We start from the raw sequence: 19,712 nt of genomic DNA on the forward strand, positions 1-19,712 counted from the left end.
TCGGGGTCATCTCGACTCCGGGGGATCCAAGGGTTCGTTAGAGTCAGACCATGAGTGAACAGACCCCACACCAGAACACCACCTTCCCGCTCAACGGCGCCGGCACCGGCGAGCAGACCGGACACGGCTACCTGGCGCTGCCTGAGAGCGGCTCCGGACCCGGCGTGATCGTGATCCAGGAGTGGTGGGGACTCACCGACCACATCAAGGACGTCACCGACCGCCTCGCCGCCTCCGGCTTCGTGGCGCTGGCCCCGGACCTCTACGGCGGCTCCATCACCCACGACGGGGACGAGGCCGGAGAGATGATGTCGAAGCTGCCCGCCGAGGAGGGCGCCCGGCTGCTCGCCGGCGCCACCGATCACCTGCTGGGACTGGACGCGGTCAGCTCCGCCACCGCCGGGACCATCGGCTTCTGCATGGGCGGAGGGTTCGTGCTGGCCATGGCAGCCCAGCAGGGCGACAAGATCTCCGCGGCCGTGCCGTTCTACGGGGTGGGCCAGGGTGTCCCGGAGAGCTACGCCGGAGTCACCGCAGCGGTGCAGGGCCACTACGCAGAACACGATGAGAGCTACCCGGTGGAGCAGGCCCGCGAGCAGGAGGAGCAGATCCGCACCGAATCCGGCGCGGAGGTCACCTACTTCTACTACGACGCCGGCCACGCCTTCCACAACGACACCAACGCCGCCGGCACCTACGATCCGCAGCGGGCCCAGCTCGCCTGGGACCGTGCGGTGACGTTCCTGCAGGAGAAGGTCGCCTGACCCAGCGCTCAGCGCCCGCACTGGGGCTTCCGCTGGTCCGCCGAGCGGCGATATCGTGTCCGCTACGGAACCGCTCTCGCTCACCTGGGAGGACCGATGGCGTCAGGCTCGCACCATTCGAGCGTCCCTGAGTGGGCGCGGACGCCCACCGGGCAGCCGGTGGACCCTGCCGCCGCGTCCTGCACGATCCTCAGCTGCGGGGCGACCTCGCACGCGGCAGGGTGGAGTCGCGAGCTGACCGAGCTTGGCATCGAGCACCGGATCATCGCGCTTCGACCCCGCGACGCCGCCGAGGTCCAGCGCATCATGACCGCAGAGCTGCGCCGCGCCGTCGTCGGCTGGCGGCTGATGCTCACCGGCCCGCTGGCTGAGGTGCTGCACGCCCGCGCACTGGCGCTGCAGGCGGGGCTGCTCGACGCGGAGATCATCGTGGGCACCACGGAGGTGGATCGGATTCCGGTCTCCTGCGCGCACTGCGCGACGACGACGCTCACCAGGCTGCCCTCCAGCACGCGCCCCAGGGCGCGAGCCATCCGGCTCGTCACCTGTGCGGGCTGTGCGGAGTCCCTGGTGGTCCAGGATCATCTCTCGCCGCTGCGCGGAGGCTTCCTCGGGGTCACACATGCGCCGGAGTCACGGCTCGAGCCGGCGGGCGAGCCGAGATGAGCGCCTTCCCCCTGGAGGTCACCGACGTGGTGGACGCGGCCCCGGAGGTCCGCACGCTAACCCTGGCGCGTCCCGATCGTCGCTGGCTGCCCTCCTTCACCCCTGGGAGCCATCTGGTCCTCGAGTGTGGTCCCACGGTCAACGCCTACTCCCTGCACGGGGAGTCCCAGTTGCCGGACGCCTACACGATCTCGGTGCTACGGACTGGGTCCGGACAGGGCGGATCGCGCTGGCTGCATGCGCGTCGCCCGGGGGACAGGATCATCGCCCGAGCTCCGCGCTCGCTGTTTCCCCCGATGCAGAAGGCCAGCAGGCACCTGCTGATCGCCGCGGGCATCGGGGTCACCCCGATCCTCTCGCATCTGCGCGCGGCGGCGCGTTGGGGCCACCCTGTGGAGGTCCGCTACCTGCACCGGCCCGGCCGCGGTGTCCACCTGGAGCAGCTGCGCGAGCTCGCCGCCGGCTCACTGCACCGCTTCAGCGACCGCGTCGAGTTCCGCGCCGCGCTTCAGCAGAGCCTGCAGCGCCAGCCCCTCGGCACCCACCTCTACTGCTGCGGGCCGGAGGGCTTCATGGACGCGGTCCGTGAGATGGCCGCGCACCGGGGCTGGCCGCTCGAGCGGATCCACACCGAACGTTTCGGCGCCGACGTGCTCGAGGCGGGGGAGGCGTTCGACGTCGCGCTGAGCGTCTCGCAGAGACGCATCACGGTGCCGCCCGGCCGCAGCCTCCTGGAGGAGCTCGAAGGCCAGGGGATCGCGGTGCCGAACCTCTGCCGACAGGGATTCTGCGGGGAATGCCGGATCGAGGTCACCGCCGGAGTCCCGATGCACCGCGACCACTACCTGCAGGACCAGGAACGCGCCGCCAACGATTCGCTCATGAGCTGCGTCTCCCGCGCCGCGTCCGGCGCGCTGGAGGTGCCGCTATGAGCGGCGGGTCGGGTGCCGGAACGGCCGCCGCGGATCGGATTCGCGCATTTCCGTTCCCCTTCGCCCAGGACAGCTACCGGTACTCCACCAATCTGGGACCCGCGGGTCAGCCGGTGCAGACGTCGACCGGCCGATGGGGAGACAGTGTGCTGCACATCGATGCTGGATACGCGGCCGAACTCGCCGAGCGCCGAGCCATCCTTGGCAGAGATCCCTCGCGGATGCAGGTGCTGCCGCATATGCGTCCGGCCGCGTGGGACGCCATGCTGACCCTGATGCAGGAGCTCGCTGCCACCTACCCGGACACCATGGCGCTGCACCGGGAACCTGCGGGGAGGTTCCGCTGGACCAACCGTCGCCGCGGCATCGACCAGCGATTCAGCTACGGCGATCCCAGCACGCTGCCACAGGCTCCGCTGGCGTTTATCGGCGACCAGGTGCAGGAGGACATCGTCCTGCTGGACCAGCGCGAGGGGCAGCTCTTCGTGGATGCGGGCCTGGTCTGCTTCGCGTCGAACTGGTCCTTCGGCTTCGATCTGGGCATGAGCTTCCTCGAGATCCACGGCCCGGTGCCGCGGGTCCACGACACCGGCGTCATCACCCGAGCCCAGCAGCTGCTCCTGCGCCTGCAGCCGGATGTCCCGTACCGCCGCACCAACTGGTCGCTCGCCGTCGGAGGTCACCTGGACCTGTCCACCGAGACCTACCCCGAGTGGGGACCCGGCAGAGACCGGATCCACGAGGTCGACGACGCGACCTTCGGGGCCGAGGTGCACCTCCGCGTGGAGGTCCAGCACCTGCTGCGACTCCCGGAGACGGGCTGTGTCATGTTCCTGATCCGCACCTATCAGCTCCCCCTCGAGGTCATCGCGGAGGTCCAGCCCTGGCGGGAGCGGCTGGCTGCGGTGCTCGCCGAGCTGCCCGAGGACATGGCCGACTACAAGGGCTTCACCGCCTACCGCAACCGCGCGGTGGACTGGCTGAGCGACCGAGCGGCGAGCGGCTCCGTAGACTGATCCGATGAGACTGGGAGCCATACCGGGCGCGACGCCGGACAAATGGGTGACGCGCTGGCGTGAGCGGTACCCCGACTTTGCGCTGAGCGTGGACCGCTTCGATGAGGCCGGTCAGCTGGAACGCCTCCGCGCCGGCACCGTGGACGTCGGCTACATCCGATTTCCCGAGAACGCACAGGCACCCACCGGCGATGACCTGCACCGAGTCTGGCTCTACCGCGAGGCCCCGGTGGTCTGCGCCTCTCGGGATCACTGGGTGGCCGCCGCAGAGACCTCCGTGACCTGGGACGAGATCTCCGCAGAGGCGTTCTTCGACCCCGCAGAGCTCGACACCTTCGACGCGGAGCAGCCCGCCGACGACGTCCACACGCCCAAGCTGGGAGCCGATCTGGCCGCAGGGGAGCGCATGGCCCTCGAGGTCGTCGCCTCCGGTGCCGGTCTCGTGATCCTGCCGAACTCGGTGGCCCGGATGCTGGCCCGTCGGGACATCGTGATCCGTGAGGTCGAGGGGCTTCCCGGCTACGACGTGGGCCTGGCCTGGCGCCGCGAGGCCGACGGGCCGGTGATCCAGGAGTTCATCGGCGTGGCCCGCGGCCGGAAGCCCGGGAGCGGTCGCAGCGAGATCAGCACCGGCGCCGATTCGAAGCCTGAGCCGAAGCAGAAATCAGGTGCTAAGCGGGCAGCTGCTCGCGCAGCGCCCGGGCGCTCGCGGCCGGGTCAGAAGCCTGCGTCACGGCGCGGACAACCACCACGCGGTCGGCGCCGGCCGCGGTGACCTCGCCGATGTTGGTCTCATCGATCCCGCCGATGGCGAAGAAGACCTTGGAGCTCTCCAGGCCTGCCGCCTGGGCGGGAAGGTCGAGGCCGACGGCGGCCCGGCCCGGCTTCGTCGGAGTCTCCCAGATCGGACCGGTGCAGTAATAGTCCAGACCGATGTCTGAATCCGCCTCCCGGACCTGCTCGATGGTCTGGCAGGACCGGCCGATGACGACGTCGTCGCCCAGGACCATGCGGGCCTCCTCCGTGGTCAGGTCGTCCTGACCGACGTGGAAGACATCGACACCGGTGATCAGGGCGACGTCGGCGCGATCGTTCGCCGCAGAGAGCCCGCCGTACTCGTTGGCCACCTGGCGCAGCAGGGTCAGCGCGGCGATCTCGGTCTGCACCGCGACGCCCTTGTCGCGGATCTGGATGATGTCGACGCCGCCGGTGTAGGCAGCCACGAAGAATTCGCGCAGCGCATCGAAGTCCAGCTCGTCCACCGGGCCCGCCTCGGGCCGCGTGATGAAGCGCTGCAGATCGGTGCAGACGTAGAGCCGCGCCGAGACGAGACGTTCACGGCGCAGATGGCCCATGTGGGAGGGATGCGGAGTGTGTGCCATGGTCTCAGTGTCATTCATGTCTCCAGATTAGGGCACCCCCTGGTGGCTGTGCAGCGCTCCGAGCCGAGACCGCGGAGATCCCGGTCTCTGAATTGGGCGAACCATCACCCCCGATCCAGGCGCAGCGCCCCCACCAGGTCCCGGTAGAGCGCGTTCTCCCGCAGCAGCTCCGCATGGGTGCCGGCACCGGTCACCCTTCCGGCATCCATCGCGATGATCTGGTCCGCGTCGATCACGGTGGAGAGCCGATGCGCCACGGTGATCACCGCCGCGCGGGAGGCGTGGTCACGGATCGTGGCATGGATGGCGGCCTCGGTGATCCCGTCCACCTGCGCCGTGGCCTCATCCAGCAGCAGGATCCGTGGTCTCGCGAGCAGGGCTCGGGCCAGCGCGATCCGCTGGCGCTGACCGCCCGAGAAGTTGGTGTCGGTGAGTCGCGCGTCCAACCCCTCGGGGAGGCTCGAGATCTTCTCGGTGAGCTGGAGCCGGTCCAGGACGACCTCGAGCTCCCGCTCCGTGGCCGCGGGGTTGGAGAACACCAGATTCTCGCGCAGCGTCCCGGGGATGACCGGGGTCTCCTGCTCGACATAGGCGAACGCGGCGCGCACCTGCGCGTGACTCAGCTGCGCGTACGGCGTGCCGAAGAGCGCCAGCGTGCCGGCCGAGGGCTCCAGGAAGCGCATCGCCAGCGCCAGCACGGTGGTCTTGCCCGCGCCGGAGGTCCCGACCAGCGCGACGTGACCACGCGCGGGGATCTTCAGATCAAGGTCAGCCACTGCCGGTGCGGAGTCTGCGCCGTAGTGGGCCGTCACGGAGGTGAACTGCAGCGCCGGCGGATCCCCTCCGCGGGAATCGGGCTCACGCGCCGGGACCCTGCTGGGGAAGATCGGTGAGGCAGCGTCGTCGTCGCCTCTGCCCGAGGAGGGGATGATGCTCACATCCGCCTCTTCCGACTCCACCTTCAGCTGTTGGATCTGACTGATCCGCCCGGCCGCGGCGAGCCCGGACTGCAGCGCGGTGAGGTCCTCGGTCAGCTCCATGACCGGGCCCGTAAGGCCCCACACGTAGAGCAGGAACGCCACCAGCACCGAGACGGTCATCTCCCCGATCGAGACCCGGTATGCCCCGATCGCCAGCACCATGATCACCGAGGCGTTGACCCCGGTCACCCCGATGGTCCAGGCGGCGGCCTGGATGCGCACCGAGCGGAGGCTCCAGCGGCGAGACTCGTCCACGTGGTGCATCAGCACGGTGAAGCGGCGGGCCTCCGCGGTGGAGGACTTCACGGTCTTGATCGCCCGTACCGTGCCTTCGAGCTCATCGCCGAGCTCCCCGAGGCTGGCCTGGGCCTGCTCCTCCACCTTCGAGATCTGCGGCAGCAGGAAGGCGAAGGAGAGGACCACCAGCACCACGCAGACCAGCGTCGTGCCCAGGAGCACCAGGTCGAGGTACGCCATCAGCGCCAGCGATCCGATGAGCATGATGGTGCTGTTGACCAGGCCCACGATCGAGTTCGAGGCCGCCTCATTGAGCAGCAGCGTGTCCGAGGTGACCCGGGTGACCAGCTGGCCCGGTCCGCGCTTGAGCAGCTCGAAGACCCGTGCCCCGAGATACCGGGTGATCATGGCGCGGCGCGCGTCATAGACCACATCCTCGGCGAGCTTGCCCAGCATCACCCACTGGAACCAGGTCACCACCGCACCCAGCACCAGCAGGCCCACAAGCACGAGCACCGGGTCCCGCAGCGAGTCTCCGTCCGCGACGGTCTCGAGCACCCACTGGGTCACTAGAGGAGTGGCCAGTGCCATCGCGGACACCACCAGTGAGAGCACCAGCGCCAGCGCCAGGATGTGGGCGTAGGGGCGGGAGAAGGCCCAGAGCAGACGCATCCTGGCGGAGGTGGAAGCAGCGCTCTCGCTGGCCGACATGGACTCTATTGAGGCACGCGGAGATTCCGCGCGCAATGACTCAAGCCCCGGCGGGGACGCTCCGCCGGGAAGGGCCTCTGCGCTTCAGCTGGCCTCCGGACACAGCTGCGGCCAGGACCCGTGTCGGGTCCTGGCCGCAGTGCCTCTCCGCCCTCAGCTCATCGGCCGGGTCGGGATGTTCCTCAAGATGTTCAGGACTTCGCGACCAGCGTCAGGAACGCGTGGTTGAAGTCCTCCAGGTCATCGGGGGTCCGTGAGGTGACCAGGCGATCGCTGACGACGGCGGACTCGTCCACCCACTCGGCGCCTGCGTTGGTGAGGTCAGTCTTCAGTGACGGGTAGCTCGTGACCCGGCGGCCCTTGACCTGCCCGATGTCGGTGAGGATCCAGGAGCCGTGGCAGATCGCCGCGACCGGCTTCTCGGCCTCGAAGAACGCGGAGACGAACTTCTTCGCGTCCTCATCGATGCGCAGGCTGTCGGCGTTCAGCGTGCCGCCGGGCAGCACCAGGGCGTCGTAGTCGTCGGCGGAGGCGGAGGCGACCTGGACGTCGACGTCGAAGTGATCCGAGTGGTTCCAGTCGCCCTCCATCGCCTGCAGCGACTTCTCGTTGGGGGAGACGATCTTTGCGATGCCGCCGGCGGCCTTGATGGCGGCGATGGGTTCGGTCAGCTCGGGCAGCTCGACGCCGTCGGTGACCAGCAGTGCGATGGTCTTGCCGGTGATCTGTGGTGAATTCTCAGCCATGGTGATGCTCCTTGGTATCGGTGGTCAGGTCAGGCCTTCGAGGGGCTCATGCACCTGTCGAATCTAACGGGTGGCGCTGGGCGGGGCCAGCGCGGCTCCTGCATGGGAGCTGGTTCTTGAGGTCGCGGCCGCGCTCAGCGGCGCTCGCGGACCAGGTTCCACGGGTCCCGGGGATGCTCAGAAGACCTGGGAGATCTGGGCGAAGTCGAAGCGCTCTCCCCGTGGATACTGGGCGTCGCCCTCGGTGCTGGGGCCGTGGCCCACGTTGAGCACCATCAGGGTCTTCCACCCGGTATCGGCGTGGACCTCGGCGTCGACCCCTGGGGCGTCCAGTCCGGCCATCGGCCCGACGTCGAGGCCGTGCGCGCGCAGCGCCACGATGAAGTAGCCGGCCTGCAGGAAGGCGTTGTCGCGTCCCATCTTCTCGCGGAACTCGAGCCGATCGGCGAACTTCTCCCGCAGGCCCTCTGCCTGGGGATAGAGCGTGGGCATGTGCTCGTGCCAGTTCGGGTCATAGGCCAGGACCACGGTCAGCGGTGCCGCGGTGGTCTTCCTGCCGTTGTCACCCTTGAAGTGCTCGACGACGGCGTCGCGCCGTTGACCGGGGTTCAGCACGGTCAGGCGCATCGGCTGACAGTTCATGGAGGTCGGGGCCCAGCGAGCGTCCTCGTAGGCCCGGTGGACCAGCTCCAGGTCGACTGCGCCCTCGGAGAAGAGGTGCGTGGTGTGCCGGCCCTCGAAGAGCCGGTGCATCGTCTCGCGGTCCAGTGCTGCAGTCGCCGTGGGCATGGATCTCCTCGTGCTCGTCGGTGTGCGCTTGAAATCGCCGGTTTCGGCTCCATCAGAGAAGAACGTCGAACCCGCCGAAGTTCTTCCCAGTGTCTGTGTACTATTAGCCCATGTCACGCTAGACCACCGGCGCCGGAGCACCTTCCCCCGGTCCCGATGAGGTCACGCTTGTCGCTCGCGCTCAGGACGGTGACCTGGTGGCATTCGAGCAGCTCGTGGACCGTTATGAATCCCGACTGCTCGGACTGTGCATCCGCATGCTGCGCAACCGCACGGACGCCGAGGACATCGTGCAGGACACGTTTCTCACGACCTGGCGACGACTCGACTCGCTGCAGGATCCGGCGGCCTTCAAGTCATGGGTGTTCCGACTCGCCAGCAATGGGTGCCTCGACTTCCTGCGGCGCCGCGAGGTGCGCAGAACTGACGCTGTTGATCCCGCAGACATGGTGGGAGAATCGGCGACAGGGCCCTCAGTGGAAGACCGCGCCGAGACATCGGCGGCGGTGAGGGAGCTGGACCATGTGCTCATCACGCTCTCCCCGGAACAGAGAATCGCCTGGCTGCTCTACGAGATCGAGGGCCAGTCCTATGCCGAGATCGCGGAGGTGCTGGGTGTGACCGAAGGAAGCGTGCGAGGACGGATCCATCGCGCACGCCTGGCCATCGTCGAGGGGATGAAAGGATGGGCATGACACAGCCGCCCTCAGACCCACGGGAGCCTGCGGATCAGGATGTCTTCGGTGACATCAGCGAGGCCCAGGCGCTGGAGAGCTACGACCGGCTGCGCAGCGTGGTGGATGACTACCGGCGCACCGAGACCGCCGCGGGCGACCAGGTCAGCGGCCTCAAGGCCCGCATCATGAGCATCGTCGAGGACGAGGCCGCGCGCGGACCCAGCACCGCGCTCTACTCTTCTGCAGGACTTCCCTACGTCATGACGACCGCCTCGCTGCGCGCGCAGGTCCGGGCCGCCGTGGACGAGGAGCCCGGGCTGCGCGCCCGCCGGGTCAAGGTCACCTCCGAGAGCGCTCCGGGCAGGCCGCTGGATCTGCGGGTGACGCTCACGATGGCGTTCGGGCTGTCACTGACCGAGTTCGCGCCGCGGCTGCGCGCTCGCATCGCCGAACGCATGGAGCTGATCATCGGCGTGAAGGCCGGCCACGTGGATCTGGTCGTGGAGGATGTCCACGATGAGTGATCTCCCGATGAGCGGATCCCCCGAGGACGATGCCGCGCGCAGCGCGGCGCCCGGAAGCGACAGGGCGGCGCTGGAGGCGGCCGTCGTGGAGTCCGTCTCCGTGGTGCCAGGCGTGGCTCGTCTGGTCCCGAGCTTCCGTCAGGTCCTCACCGCGACCGCAAGACGGCTGCTGAACGCCGAGACCAGTCCAGCCACCGGCGTCGACATCGTCACCGAGGCCAGCGGCGGCGTCGTCGTCTATGTGGATCTCTACACCGATGGCACCCGTCCGGCAGGCAGTGTGGTGGACGACGTCGCCGCCGAGGTCCAGGCGCTGATCCTCACCCACGAGGGTTCCTCGGCACAGGTCAAGGTCCGCGTCATGGGTGTCATGGATGCTGGTTGAGGATCCTGGGCTGAACGCCGGGCACCCGGTCGATCCGGTCCCGAGCCCGCTCGTGACCGAGCGCGGGGTCACCACCGTCGAGGAGACCGTGGTGCGCAAGCTCGCCGGCCTCGCAGCGCGACAGGTCCCCGGGGTGCACGCCCTGGGAGGTGCCGCGCGCCGGTCCTTCGACGCGCTCTCCGAGCGGATCCCGGGATCCCGCATGCAGGCCGGCAGCGGAGTCGCGGTGCAGAAGGGCGTCCGCCAGGCGGCCGTGGATCTCGTGGTGATCGTGGAATTCGGGGCACCGATCGTGGAGGTCGCCCAGAACATCCGCCGCGAGGTGGTCCGCGCGGTGGAACACGGCACCGGCCTGGAGGTCGTCGAGGTCAACATCACCGTCGCCGATGTCCACGTCCCCGGTGACGAGGGGCTGCCCGGGGATGGCGCCCTCCGCTGACGGCCCTTCCGCCCGACACCTCACGGATCTGTCGCATGTCTCTGCCAGGTCCCATGGTTGTTTCCGTCCATAGCGATGGGACATGGCAGGGGCATGCGAGAAACCGATGGGCAGTGAGCGAGCAGCCGCCCGGCGCACCTGGTAATCTCGAGTCCTGGCCTCAACGGGCCGGAATGCGGGCGTAGCTTAATGGCAAAGCTTCTGCTTCCCAAGCAGACGACGCGGGTTCGATTCCCGTCGCCCGCTCTGTGAACACCAGGGCGAACACCGCAGTGATCGGCGCCGGCGTGCTCGGGCTGTTGACCGCCTGGCAGCTGCGTCTGTCCGGGCACGACGTCACCGTCATCGCGCCGAGCATCGCCCAGGACGCCTCCTGGGCCGCCGCCGGCATGCTTGCCCCGATCAGCGAGGTCCAATACGGGCAGGACGATCTCTGGCCGATCATGACCGCCTCCCGGGCGGAGTACCCGCAGTTCCTCGCCACGCTTTCCCGCGCCACCGATGTGCCCACCGGTTACCGCGAGAACGGCACGCTGCTCATCGCCGCCGATCGTTCTGATCGCGACGCCGTCGCCGAGCTCGCCGTGCTTCAGCGCGAGCACGGCATGGACGTCACCGCGCTGACCAGCTCCACCCTGCGCCGTCGTGAGCCGGGCCTGGCCCCGGGACTCTCCAAGGGCTTCGACGTCCCCAGTGACCATCAGATCGATCCGCGCCAGCTCGTCGCCGCCGCCTGCGCCGCCCTGGAGGCCGAGCTGGACCCGGAGCACTTCCCCGGCGCGGGCCACCCGGTCCGCTGGCTCACCGCCACGGTGACCGCCGTAGAGGACTCACCAGACGTTGACGAGTCCGCTGCCCCGGCCATCCCCGGGGCGGAGGCAGAATCAGCTCCGCGCTTCACCGTCACCACCGAGGACGACGCGGCCCACCCGTTCGACGCGGTGCTGCTGGTGGCCGGACTCGGCTACTCGTCGATAGCAGGACTTCCGGAGACCTGCCCGCTGGACCTGCGTCCGATCCACGGCGACGTGCTGCGCCTGCGGGTCAACCCGGCCCAGCTGATGCGCGGGGAGTCCCACATCCTCGACGCCACGGTCCGGGCGCGGGTCAACGGCCGTTCGGTCTACCTGGTTCCGCGCGCCGACGGCGGACTGGTCATCGGGGCGTCCTCCCGCGAGGACAGCCTCACCGGCACCCACGCCGGATCCGTCCAGGAGCTGCTGACCGACGCCGTCGCCGTGCTGCCCGGGGTCAAGGACATGGAGCTCGTCGAGATCACCACCCGCGCCCGTCCCGGCACCCCTGATGAACGCCCCTTCCTGGGCGAGCTGCGCCCCGGACTGGTCGTCTCCACCGGATACTCCCGGCACGGCATCCTGCTCGCCCCGCTCGCCGCCAGGCTCGGTGCCGCTCTCCTGGGATCTGCACCTGAGCTCGGCGCAGAGGACCAGCAGCTTCTCACCAGCATGCGGCTCACCCGACACCGGGGCTGACTCACTAGACTGGACCCGGCCCGCGCCGCGCTGGCCCGAGTCCTGGATCGGACCAGGAACACACCCGGCCCGCGCCGTGTTGTGCCAAGACCACCCGCACCTGATGACGTGGAGAACCATGCTCACCGTCCGCATCAATGAAGAACCCGTGACGCTGCCCGAAGACGCCACCGTGGTGGACGCCGTCGCCCAGACCACCGGGCGCAGCCTCAACCCCGACGGCACCCCCGCCGACGGTGGAAGGCTCGGCGTCGCCGTCGCACTCGACGCCGCCGTCGTCCCGCGCAGCCGCTGGTCCGCGACCACCCTGACCGGTGGCGAAGACCTCGAGATCGTCACCGCCGTCCAAGGCGGCTGAGAAGAGAGCCCTATGAACCCCCCACTCGCCGAAGCGGATCTGCCTGCCCTGCAGGTCGGTGACTACACGCTGGCCAATCGCCTCATCATGGGCACCGGCGGCATCACCGACCTCGACGCGCTCGAGCGCGCCCTGCTGGCCTCGGGCACCACGCTGACCACCGTGGCGATGCGCCGGTACAGCCCCGAGACCAAGACCTCCGTGTTCTCGATGCTGGAGCGGCTCGGAATCGACATCCTGCCCAACACGGCCGGCTGCTACACGGTCAAGGACACGGTGCTCACCGCCGAGCTCGCCCGTGAGGCGCTGGAGACGAACCTGATCAAGGTCGAGGTCATCGCCGACGAGCACACCCTGCTCCCGGACGTGATCGAGACCCTGGAGGCCACCGAGCAGCTCGCCGACCGCGGGTTCATCCCGATGGTCTACACCTCCGACGACCCCGCCGTCGCGCTGCGCCTGGAACAGGCCGGCGCCGCCGCGGTGATGCCGCTGGGCGCCCCCATCGGCACCGGCCTGGGCATCCTGAACCGGCACAACATCGAGCTGATCACCTCCCGGGCCAGCATCCCGGTGGTCCTTGACGCCGGCATCGGCAGCGCCTCCGAGGCGGCCCTGGCCATGGAGCTCGGCTGCGACGCCGTGCTCGTCGCCTCCGCGGTCACCCGCGCCCAGCGCCCCACCGAGATGGCGGTCGCGATGCGGATGGCCGTGCATGCCGGCTACCTCTCCGCCCGCGCCGGCCGGATCCCGCGGCGCGAACACGCCCAGGCCTCCTCCGCCTTTGCTGGCCGGATCTCCCCGATCGACGAACTCACCTGAGGACCCTGCCCCACGATGAATGATCTCTCCCAGTTCTCCCGCTCCCAGATGGAACGGTTCCAGCGGCACTTCTCCCTCGACGGCTTCGGCATCGAGGCCCAGGCGAAGCTGCTGAACTCCCGCGTGGTGGTCGTCGGCGCCGGCGGCCTGGGCGCACCGATCCTGACCTATCTGGCCGCCGCCGGGGTGGGCACCATCGACGTGATCGACCACGACGTCGTCGACCGGTCCAACCTGCACCGCCAGGTGATCCACTCCGAGGCCAGCATCGGGGAGCCCAAGACCGCGTCTGCGGCCGCGGTGATGCGCGGGCTGCACCCGGAGATCGTCATCAACGAACACCGCGAACCGATCACCGCGGCCAACGCGCTGGAGCTCATCGACGGGGCGGACATCGTGGTGGACGGCTCCGACAACTTCACCACCCGCTATGTGGTTGCCGACGCCTGCGAGATCGCTGACAAGCCGATGGTCTCCGGATCGATCCTGCGCTTCGCCGGACAGGTCAGCCTCTTCTGGGCCAGCCGCGGACCGACCTACCGCGACCTCTACCCCGAGGCCCCCGACGCCGGCGAGGTCCCCACCTGCGCCCAGGCGGGAGTGCTCGGCGTGCTGCCCGGCGTGATCGGCTCGATCATGGCCACCGAGACGATCAAGTTCCTCACCGGCATCGGTGAGACCCTGCTGGGACGGGTGCTGATCTACGACGCGCTGGGCGCCAGCTTCCGCGAGATCAGCCTGCACCCGGATCCCGACCGGGTGCCGGTCACCAGCATCGGCGCCGACGTCGCGGGACTGGGCGGGTTCACCGCCAACGCGCCTGCCGCTGCTGTCTCCACCACGGCTGTTCCCCCCGCAGCATCCCGCGCGGCCGAGGAAGATGCGGCGGATGTTACGGAATCCATCACCGCCGTTTCCGTGGACGGCGCCGCACCCGCTGCTGAACCGACCCCCGAGCCTGCCGTCGTCGAGGACCTCGACTTCAACCCCTTCACCGGGGACCCGAAGCTCGACGATGACGTCACGCCCAAGGAGCTGCGCGAACTCCTCGACGCCGGCCTGATCGGGGGCATCGTGGATGTCCGGGAGCCCTGGGAGCACCGGATGGGCACCATCGAGGGCGCGGTGAACGTCCCGCTGGGAGATCTCTGGCACGGCGACACCGGAGTCTCCGGGCTCGATGACGCCGCGGGAAAGCCGGTGGTGCTCTACTGCAAGATCGGTGTCCGCTCCCGCCAGGCGCTGGAAGTGCTGCGCCAGCGGCACCCCCGGGCGGAGCTGCGCAACCTCATCGGAGGTTACGAGCTGTACAAACAGCTCTGAGCCTTCCCTGGGTGCGGTAGTTTAGTGGGGTGAGTGCATACCTGGCGGTCATCGGTGAATGCTTGGTGGATGTCGTCCATTCGGAGACATCTGCCCCCAAGGCGCACGTCGGGGGCTCGCCGTTCAACGTCGCGGTGGGACTCGCCCGGCTCGAGCACGACGTGGTCTTCGCCGGTCGCCGCGGAGACGACGACTACGGCCGGATGATCGCCCGCAGCCTGCGCGCCCAGGGCATCACCGCCCTGCTCGACGCCGATGCCTCCCCGACCTCCGTCGCCCGCGCCACCCTGGATCCCACCGGACAGGCCAGCTACGAATTCACCCTGGACTGGACCCTCCCCAGCGCCGCTGAGCTGGAACAGAAGTTCTGCGCCCTGGCCCGGGAGAACAAGCCGACCGTCGGCGACGCCGGCCCGCTGGAGCACCTCCACACCGGCTCGATCGGCGCGATGCTCCAACCCGGCGCTGAGACGGTCAAGGGGGTGCTGGACCGGGCGCGGAAGGTCGCGACGATCTCCTATGACCCCAACTACCGCCCCACACTGGTGCCCAACCGCGAGGAGGCCCGGCGGCAGGCGGAGGAGTTCATCGCCCGCGCCGACGTCATCCAGGCCTCCACCGATGACCTGGACCTGCTCTACCCTGAACGCAGCCACCGCGAAACCATGGAGGCCTGGCTCCAGATGGGCCCGGCCCTGGTCACCGTCACCCGCGGCCCCTCCGGGGCGATGGGGCTGACCCGGGCCGGCTTCGCCGAGCAGGAGGCCTTCTCCATAGAGGTCGCCGACACCGTCGGCGCCGGAGACTCCTTCATGGCCGCCACCCTCTCCACGCTGCGCCGGATGAACCTGCTCGGCGCCTCCCGACGTGCCACGCTGCGCGAGATCAGTGCCGACCAGCTCGCGACGGTGCTGCGCACCGCCGCGCGCGCCGCCGCGATCAACTCCTCCCGGTTCGGCGCCCAGCCGCCCACGGCGGAGGAGCTCACCCAGGCCCTCGAGAGCTGAGTCGATGACCGAGCTCTCCTCGCCCGCCTCCGCTCCGACGCTCACCGGCGGGCCGGTGCATCTGATCGCCAGCGACATCGACGGCACCATCCTCAGCTACACCCACACCCAGTCCGGCACCGTCTCCACCCGCACCGTGGAAGCCTTCCAGGCCGCTCAGGCCGCAGGAATCCGGGTCGTGCTGGTCACCGGACGGCCGGTGCGCTGGCTCAAACACATCCGCGAGACCCTGGGCGCCCCGGGCACGGTCATCGCCTCCAACGGCGCGGTGATCTACGACCTCGCCGCCGACCGGCTGATCCACGAGGCGGCCCTGGACGCGGACGCGCTCTTCGACGTCAAGGACATAATCGGCCGGATCGACCCGCGCGCCTCCTTCGCCGCCGAGACCCTCCAGCACCTGCACATGGAGGAGCCCTTCATCGCCGGTTCGATGTTCTTCGAGGAGGACCGCCGCCGCGCCGCCGGCGTCACCGAGGAAGACCTGCGGCTCGGGCCGCTGGATGAGACCCTCGAGCGTGACGGGCTCGGCGGCGCGGCCCAGACCCCGGGCAGCGACGTCACCAGCGCCCACGTGACCGACCGGGTGGTCAAGCTGCTGTGCAAGACCGACACCATGGCGCCGGATGAGTTCCTCGGCCGCGTCCAGGAGCAGGTCGGGGACCTGCTCACCGTCACCCATTCCGCTCCCGGGATCAGCCTGCTGGAGCTCTCCGCGCGCGGAGTGAACAAGGCGGCCGGGCTCGCCCGCTACGCCGCCTCCCAGCAGATCGACCGGGAACGCGTCGTCGCCTTCGGGGACATGCCCAATGACATCGAGATGCTGCGCTGGGCCGGGACCTCCTGGGCCGTCGGCTCCGCCCACCCGGAGGCCCGCTCCGCCGCGAACCACACCGCAGCCTCCTGCGACGAGGACGGCGTCGCGCAGGTGATCGAGAAGCTGCTCGCCGGAGAGCTCTAGATGCCCACGCCCTACCGCCGGCACGCCTACCGGGACGCTCCGTACCTGCTGAACTCCCTGCCCGGAGCGCTCCACCACCGGCCGCTGGCCTTCGCCCACCGCGGCGCCGATCCGCGCCGCGAGAACACCATGGGCGCCTTCCGCCACGCGGTGGACCTCGGCTACCGGTATCTGGAGATCGATGTCCGCACCGCCGCCGACGGCACCCTGGTGGTCTTCCATGACGAAGAGCTGGACCGCGCCACCAGTGGCAGCGGTCTGCTGAGCGAGAAGACCTGGGAGCAGCTCGCCGAGCTGCGCGTCGGCACCGGTGATGGGTTCACCGAGCCCCTGGTCCGCTTCGAGGAGCTGCTGAGCACCTGGGGCGACGTCCACCTCAACGTGGATCTCAAGGACGCCGCGGCCGTGACCGAGTTCGCCCGGCTGGTGGAGAAGCACCAGGCCCATGACCGGGTGCTCGCCGCGAGCTTCAACGATGCCCGACGGCGCAGCGTCCGACGTCGGCTCACCCGGCCGGTCGCTGCCTCGGGCGGCTGGGCGGCCACCGCGCTGATCGTGCTGCTGGGTCCGCTCGGGCTGATGGGACGGCTCGGCGGACGAGTCGCCGACATCGACTGCGTCCAGGTCCCGGTCTCCCAGGGGCGGATCCGCGTCGTGACCCCACGCTTCGTGCAGCGCTGCCACCGGGCCGGCCTCCAGGTCCACGTCTGGGTCGTCGATGACCCCGCCGAGATGCACGAACTCCTGGACATGGGCGTGGATGGTCTGATGACCGACGACGCCGAGGCGCTCGCCGAGGTCATGCGGGAGCGTTCCGTCTGGCCTCAGCGCTAGAGCCGGATGGAAGAAGACCTGACCGCCGGGGACGCGGGTTCGCATATGACCCGGCTGCTCGGCATCGGAAAGCTGCTGCTCGGCGGAGTGAGCGTGGGCTCGGTACTGGAGCTCCTCGGCGTCCCGGCCGGGATGCTGATCGGCAGCGTGGTGGGCGCGGCGCTGGTCAACCAGCCCTGGACCCGCCGGATGAGGCCTTCCAGCCTGCCGATCGTCGCCCGACAGATCGGCCTGACCACCGTCGGGCTCGCCGCGGGGGTCCTGCTCACCGTGGATTCCCTCCTGAACACCGCGGTGATCGCGCTGCCCGTCGTGCTGGCCTACCTGGCTCTGACCGCGCTGAACCTGGTCTTCGTCACCGTGCTGATGTCCCGCTACCAGGTGGATCCGGTCACCGCGGTCCTGGCGGTGACCCCCGGGGGGCTCGCCGAGGTGACCTCGATCGCGATCGACAAGGGCGCCCAGGTCGCAGTGGTGCTCAGCGTCCACGCGGTCCGGCTGTTCTCCCTGGTGCTCGTGATCCTGCCGATCCTGCTGCTGGTGCTCTCATGAGGTCGGCGCGCCCATGACCCAGCTGCTTCCGCTGCTCGCGGTGATGGCGGGATCGGCCGCCGCCGCACTGATCTTCCGCCGGTGCCGGATCCCGCTGTGGCCGATCACCGGGGGCCTGGTGGGCGCCGCGGCGATCAACCTCGGCTTCGGCCTGGCGGTGCAGGTCCCGAACCTGATCGTGCTCCTGGCCCAGCTCCTCGTCGGCACCGCGATCGGCGCGACGATCGCCCCGGACACGTTCCGTCAGTTCCGGCGCTTCCTCGCACCGGGTTCCCTGGCCGTCGGTGCCGTGCTCGGAGCCGGGCTGCTCTTCGGGTGGGCGTTCGCCGCGCTGGGGATCCTCGACCCAGCCGAGGCGATGCTCTCACTGATGCCGGGCGGGGTCGGGGAGATGGTGACCGCCGGCGTCGCCCTGGGCTTCGACGGTGCGGTCATCATCGGCGCCCATATGGTCCGGCTCTTCACCGTGCTGCTGAGCCTTCCCCTGGTCCTGTGGGTGGCGGTGAAGATCCGGCAGCGCTGGATCGCGGACCCGGACGAGACCGGACCCCAGCAGCCCTGAGGTCAGCCGCTGCGGTCACCGCCGCGCGGGAGAGATCCGCAGGACTCAGATGTCCTGGCGGCTCTTCCTGCGGACCGCCGCACGCACCGTGAATGCCAGGACCAGTGCCAGCAGCCCGTAGATGAACCAGGTGATCGGGCTGTCGATCAGGGCCGCGTAGTCCCCGTCGGAGGACAGCAGCGCGTCGCGGACCGAGGTCTCGGCCAGGGGTCCCAGCACCATGCCGATCATCAGCGGAGCCAGCGGGTAGCCGTAGCGGCGCATCCCGAAACCAACCAGACCGATGCCCAGCAGAAGCAGCAGGTCGAAGACCCGTCCCGAGGTGGCGAAGACGCCGAGCCCGCAGAACAGCGCGATGCCGGCGTAGAGGTAGGGCTGCGGGATCAGCAGCAGCTTGGCCCACAGCTGCGCAAAGGGCAGGTTGATGATCAGCAGCACCACCATGGCGATGAAGAAGCTGGCGAGCAGCGCCCAGACCAGGTCGGGGTTGCGGTCGAAGAGCAGCGGTCCGGGCTGCAGGCCGTACTGGCGGAAGGCCGCGAGCATGATCGCTGCTGTGGCGGAGACGGGCAGACCCAGGGCGAGCAGTGCACCCATCGCCATGCCGGTCGTGGAGTTACCGGCGGCCTCCGGTGCGGCCAGGCCGCGGATAGCGCCCTTGCCGAACTGCGGGAGGCGACGACGCCGGTCCAGTCGGCGCTCCACGTCATAGGCCATGAAGGTGGGCACCTCGGAGCCACCCACGGGGATCACGCCGAAGGGCAGTCCGATCACCGTGCCGCGTCCCCAGGCCGGAGCGGCCTCCTTGAACTCGGCCCATTTCAGCCAGGGGCGACCGGCGGACCGGGTCTTCAGATCGGGATTGTCGCGCCGGGCACGGGAGGCCACGTGGAACACCTCGCCCAGGGCGAGGATCGCGACGGTGACCGTGATCAGCGAGACGCCCTCGAAGAGCTGCGGGGCACCCATGGTGAAGCGCTGTGTGCCGGTGACCGCGTCGATGCCGACCGTGGAGATCCCCAGACCCAGCATCAGCGAGGCCAGACCCTTGGGCACCGAGTCCGAGACCACCGAGGAGGTCGCGATGAACGCGAAGACCGCCAGGGCGAAATACTCCGCAGGTCCGAAGTACCGTGAGAGCTCCGCCAGAGTCGGAGCGAAGAACACCACAATGGTCGAGGCGATGATGCCGCCGATGAACGCGCCGATGGCCGCAGTGGCCAGCGCCTGGGGAGCCCGTCCATCCAGGGCCATGCGGTGTCCCTCGAAGGTCGAGGCGATCGCGGACGCCTGACCCGGGGTGTTCATCAGGATGGCCATGGTGGAGTCCCCGAACAGGCCGCCGAAGTAGACCCCGGCGAAGAGGATGAACGCCGCCGTCGGGTCAAGGGCGAAGGTCATCGGCAGCAGCAGCGCCACGGCCATGGACGAACCCAGGCCCGGCATCACGCCGACTGCGGTGCCCAGCAGACAGCCGACCACCACCCAGAGCAGGTTCGTAGGGGTGAAGGCTCCGGCGAAGCCCTCCATCAACAGTGGAAGTGAGTCCATG

At 69.4% G+C, this 19,712-nt stretch carries 22 protein-coding genes, 1 tRNA gene and 1 pseudogene; 19 read left to right on the plus strand and 5 right to left on the minus strand.

Annotated features, from left to right (window positions below; all coding sequences use genetic code 11):
• Positions 1-50: 50 nt before the first annotated feature.
• The 5 genes from BCL67_RS03965 to BCL67_RS03985 all read left to right on the plus strand — a co-directional run bounded on the left by BCL67_RS03965 (position 51) and on the right by BCL67_RS03985 (position 4,153).
• Entirely contained in the window at positions 51-764 is a 714-nt protein-coding gene (locus BCL67_RS03965) for a dienelactone hydrolase family protein (protein WP_106122168.1), read from the plus strand.
• A 96-nt stretch (positions 765-860) separates the two neighbouring features.
• Complete coding sequence (locus BCL67_RS03970; RefSeq protein ID WP_106122169.1) at positions 861-1,430, plus strand: dimethylamine monooxygenase subunit DmmA family protein; 570 nt, start codon at positions 861-863, stop codon at positions 1,428-1,430.
• Positions 1,427-2,362: a PDR/VanB family oxidoreductase gene (locus tag BCL67_RS03975; protein WP_106122170.1), complete on the plus strand. Its 936-nt coding sequence runs from the start codon at positions 1,427-1,429 to the stop codon at positions 2,360-2,362. Before BCL67_RS03970 ends, BCL67_RS03975 begins: the two co-directional genes overlap by 4 nt.
• Positions 2,359-3,378 carry a heme-dependent oxidative N-demethylase family protein gene (locus BCL67_RS03980; protein ID WP_106122171.1) on the plus strand — a complete coding sequence of 340 codons (1,020 nt, stop codon included), beginning with the start codon at positions 2,359-2,361 and terminating at the stop codon, positions 3,376-3,378. The genes BCL67_RS03975 and BCL67_RS03980 overlap by 4 nt, the downstream gene beginning before the upstream one ends.
• 4 nt (positions 3,379-3,382) lie before the next feature.
• Entirely contained in the window at positions 3,383-4,153 is a 771-nt protein-coding gene (locus BCL67_RS03985) for a LysR family substrate-binding domain-containing protein (RefSeq protein ID WP_106122172.1), read from the plus strand.
• Here BCL67_RS03985 and thiE read toward each other — a convergent pair.
• The 4 genes from thiE to BCL67_RS04005 all read right to left on the minus strand — a co-directional run bounded on the left by thiE (position 4,050) and on the right by BCL67_RS04005 (position 8,223).
• Positions 4,050-4,778: a thiamine phosphate synthase gene (gene thiE, locus BCL67_RS03990; RefSeq protein WP_106122173.1), complete on the minus strand. Its 729-nt coding sequence runs from the start codon at positions 4,776-4,778 to the stop codon at positions 4,050-4,052. The two genes, BCL67_RS03985 and thiE, sit on opposite strands and share 104 nt — an antisense overlap.
• Positions 4,779-4,864: 86 nt before the next feature.
• Positions 4,865-6,688 (minus strand): ABC transporter ATP-binding protein, encoded by a 1,824-nt coding sequence (locus tag BCL67_RS03995; protein ID WP_219886399.1) that lies wholly within the window; start codon positions 6,686-6,688, stop codon positions 4,865-4,867.
• Between the two features lie 191 nt (positions 6,689-6,879).
• Positions 6,880-7,434, minus strand: coding sequence for a type 1 glutamine amidotransferase domain-containing protein (locus tag BCL67_RS04000; protein WP_106122174.1), 555 nt, complete (start codon positions 7,432-7,434; stop codon positions 6,880-6,882).
• Between the two features lie 177 nt (positions 7,435-7,611).
• Entirely contained in the window at positions 7,612-8,223 is a 612-nt protein-coding gene (locus BCL67_RS04005) for a malonic semialdehyde reductase (RefSeq protein ID WP_106122175.1), read from the minus strand.
• 179 nt (positions 8,224-8,402) lie between these two features.
• Between BCL67_RS04005 and BCL67_RS04010 the strand changes: the two are divergent.
• The 14 genes and pseudogenes from BCL67_RS04010 to BCL67_RS04075 form a co-directional block, all read left to right on the plus strand.
• Positions 8,403-8,918: pseudogene (locus tag BCL67_RS04010) on the plus strand (RNA polymerase sigma factor); the annotation flags it as partial.
• Positions 8,915-9,424: a hypothetical protein gene (locus tag BCL67_RS04015; RefSeq protein WP_106122177.1), complete on the plus strand. Its 510-nt coding sequence runs from the start codon at positions 8,915-8,917 to the stop codon at positions 9,422-9,424. The pseudogene BCL67_RS04010 and the gene BCL67_RS04015, both read left to right, overlap by 4 nt.
• Complete coding sequence (locus BCL67_RS04020) at positions 9,417-9,809, plus strand: hypothetical protein (RefSeq protein WP_146131071.1); 393 nt, start codon at positions 9,417-9,419, stop codon at positions 9,807-9,809. The genes BCL67_RS04015 and BCL67_RS04020 overlap by 8 nt, the downstream gene beginning before the upstream one ends.
• Positions 9,799-10,248 carry an Asp23/Gls24 family envelope stress response protein gene (locus tag BCL67_RS04025; RefSeq protein ID WP_106122179.1) on the plus strand — a complete coding sequence of 150 codons (450 nt, stop codon included), beginning with the start codon at positions 9,799-9,801 and terminating at the stop codon, positions 10,246-10,248. The genes BCL67_RS04020 and BCL67_RS04025 overlap by 11 nt, the downstream gene beginning before the upstream one ends.
• A 175-nt stretch (positions 10,249-10,423) precedes the next feature.
• Positions 10,424-10,494 (plus strand) — tRNA-Gly (locus BCL67_RS04030).
• 2 nt (positions 10,495-10,496) lie between these two features.
• A complete protein-coding gene (locus BCL67_RS04035; protein ID WP_106122180.1) occupies positions 10,497-11,741 on the plus strand; it encodes an FAD-dependent oxidoreductase in 1,245 nt (414 codons plus the stop codon).
• A 118-nt stretch (positions 11,742-11,859) separates the two neighbouring features.
• Positions 11,860-12,099, plus strand: a complete 240-nt coding sequence (thiS, locus tag BCL67_RS04040) for a sulfur carrier protein ThiS (protein ID WP_106122181.1) — start codon at positions 11,860-11,862, stop codon at positions 12,097-12,099.
• A gap of 12 nt (positions 12,100-12,111) precedes the next feature.
• Positions 12,112-12,921 (plus strand): thiazole synthase, encoded by an 810-nt coding sequence (locus BCL67_RS04045; RefSeq protein WP_106122182.1) that lies wholly within the window; start codon positions 12,112-12,114, stop codon positions 12,919-12,921.
• 15 nt (positions 12,922-12,936) lie between these two features.
• Positions 12,937-14,244 (plus strand): molybdopterin-synthase adenylyltransferase MoeB, encoded by a 1,308-nt coding sequence (gene moeB / locus BCL67_RS15175; protein ID WP_146131072.1) that lies wholly within the window; start codon positions 12,937-12,939, stop codon positions 14,242-14,244.
• Between the two features lie 29 nt (positions 14,245-14,273).
• Positions 14,274-15,251 carry a carbohydrate kinase family protein gene (locus BCL67_RS04055; protein WP_106122183.1) on the plus strand — a complete coding sequence of 326 codons (978 nt, stop codon included), beginning with the start codon at positions 14,274-14,276 and terminating at the stop codon, positions 15,249-15,251.
• 4 nt (positions 15,252-15,255) lie between these two features.
• Positions 15,256-16,212, plus strand: coding sequence for an HAD family hydrolase (locus BCL67_RS04060; protein ID WP_258174744.1), 957 nt, complete (start codon positions 15,256-15,258; stop codon positions 16,210-16,212).
• On the plus strand, positions 16,213-17,046 hold the full coding sequence (locus tag BCL67_RS04065; protein ID WP_106122184.1) for a glycerophosphodiester phosphodiesterase family protein: 834 nt from the start codon (positions 16,213-16,215) through the stop codon (positions 17,044-17,046).
• Between the two features lie 6 nt (positions 17,047-17,052).
• Complete coding sequence (locus tag BCL67_RS04070; RefSeq protein ID WP_219886402.1) at positions 17,053-17,598, plus strand: AbrB family transcriptional regulator; 546 nt, start codon at positions 17,053-17,055, stop codon at positions 17,596-17,598.
• A 13-nt stretch (positions 17,599-17,611) separates the two neighbouring features.
• Entirely contained in the window at positions 17,612-18,160 is a 549-nt protein-coding gene (locus BCL67_RS04075; protein WP_106122185.1) for an AbrB family transcriptional regulator, read from the plus strand.
• A gap of 45 nt (positions 18,161-18,205) precedes the next feature.
• On the opposite strand, the gene tctA is transcribed toward BCL67_RS04075, so the two are convergent.
• Complete coding sequence (tctA, locus tag BCL67_RS04080) at positions 18,206-19,711, minus strand: tripartite tricarboxylate transporter permease TctA (RefSeq protein WP_106122186.1); 1,506 nt, start codon at positions 19,709-19,711, stop codon at positions 18,206-18,208.
• Position 19,712 lies beyond the last annotated feature (1 nt).

Origin of the sequence: Nesterenkonia sandarakina (assembly GCF_003003175.1) — a bacterium.
GTDB classification, from domain to species: domain Bacteria; phylum Actinomycetota; class Actinomycetes; order Actinomycetales; family Micrococcaceae; genus Nesterenkonia; species Nesterenkonia sandarakina_A.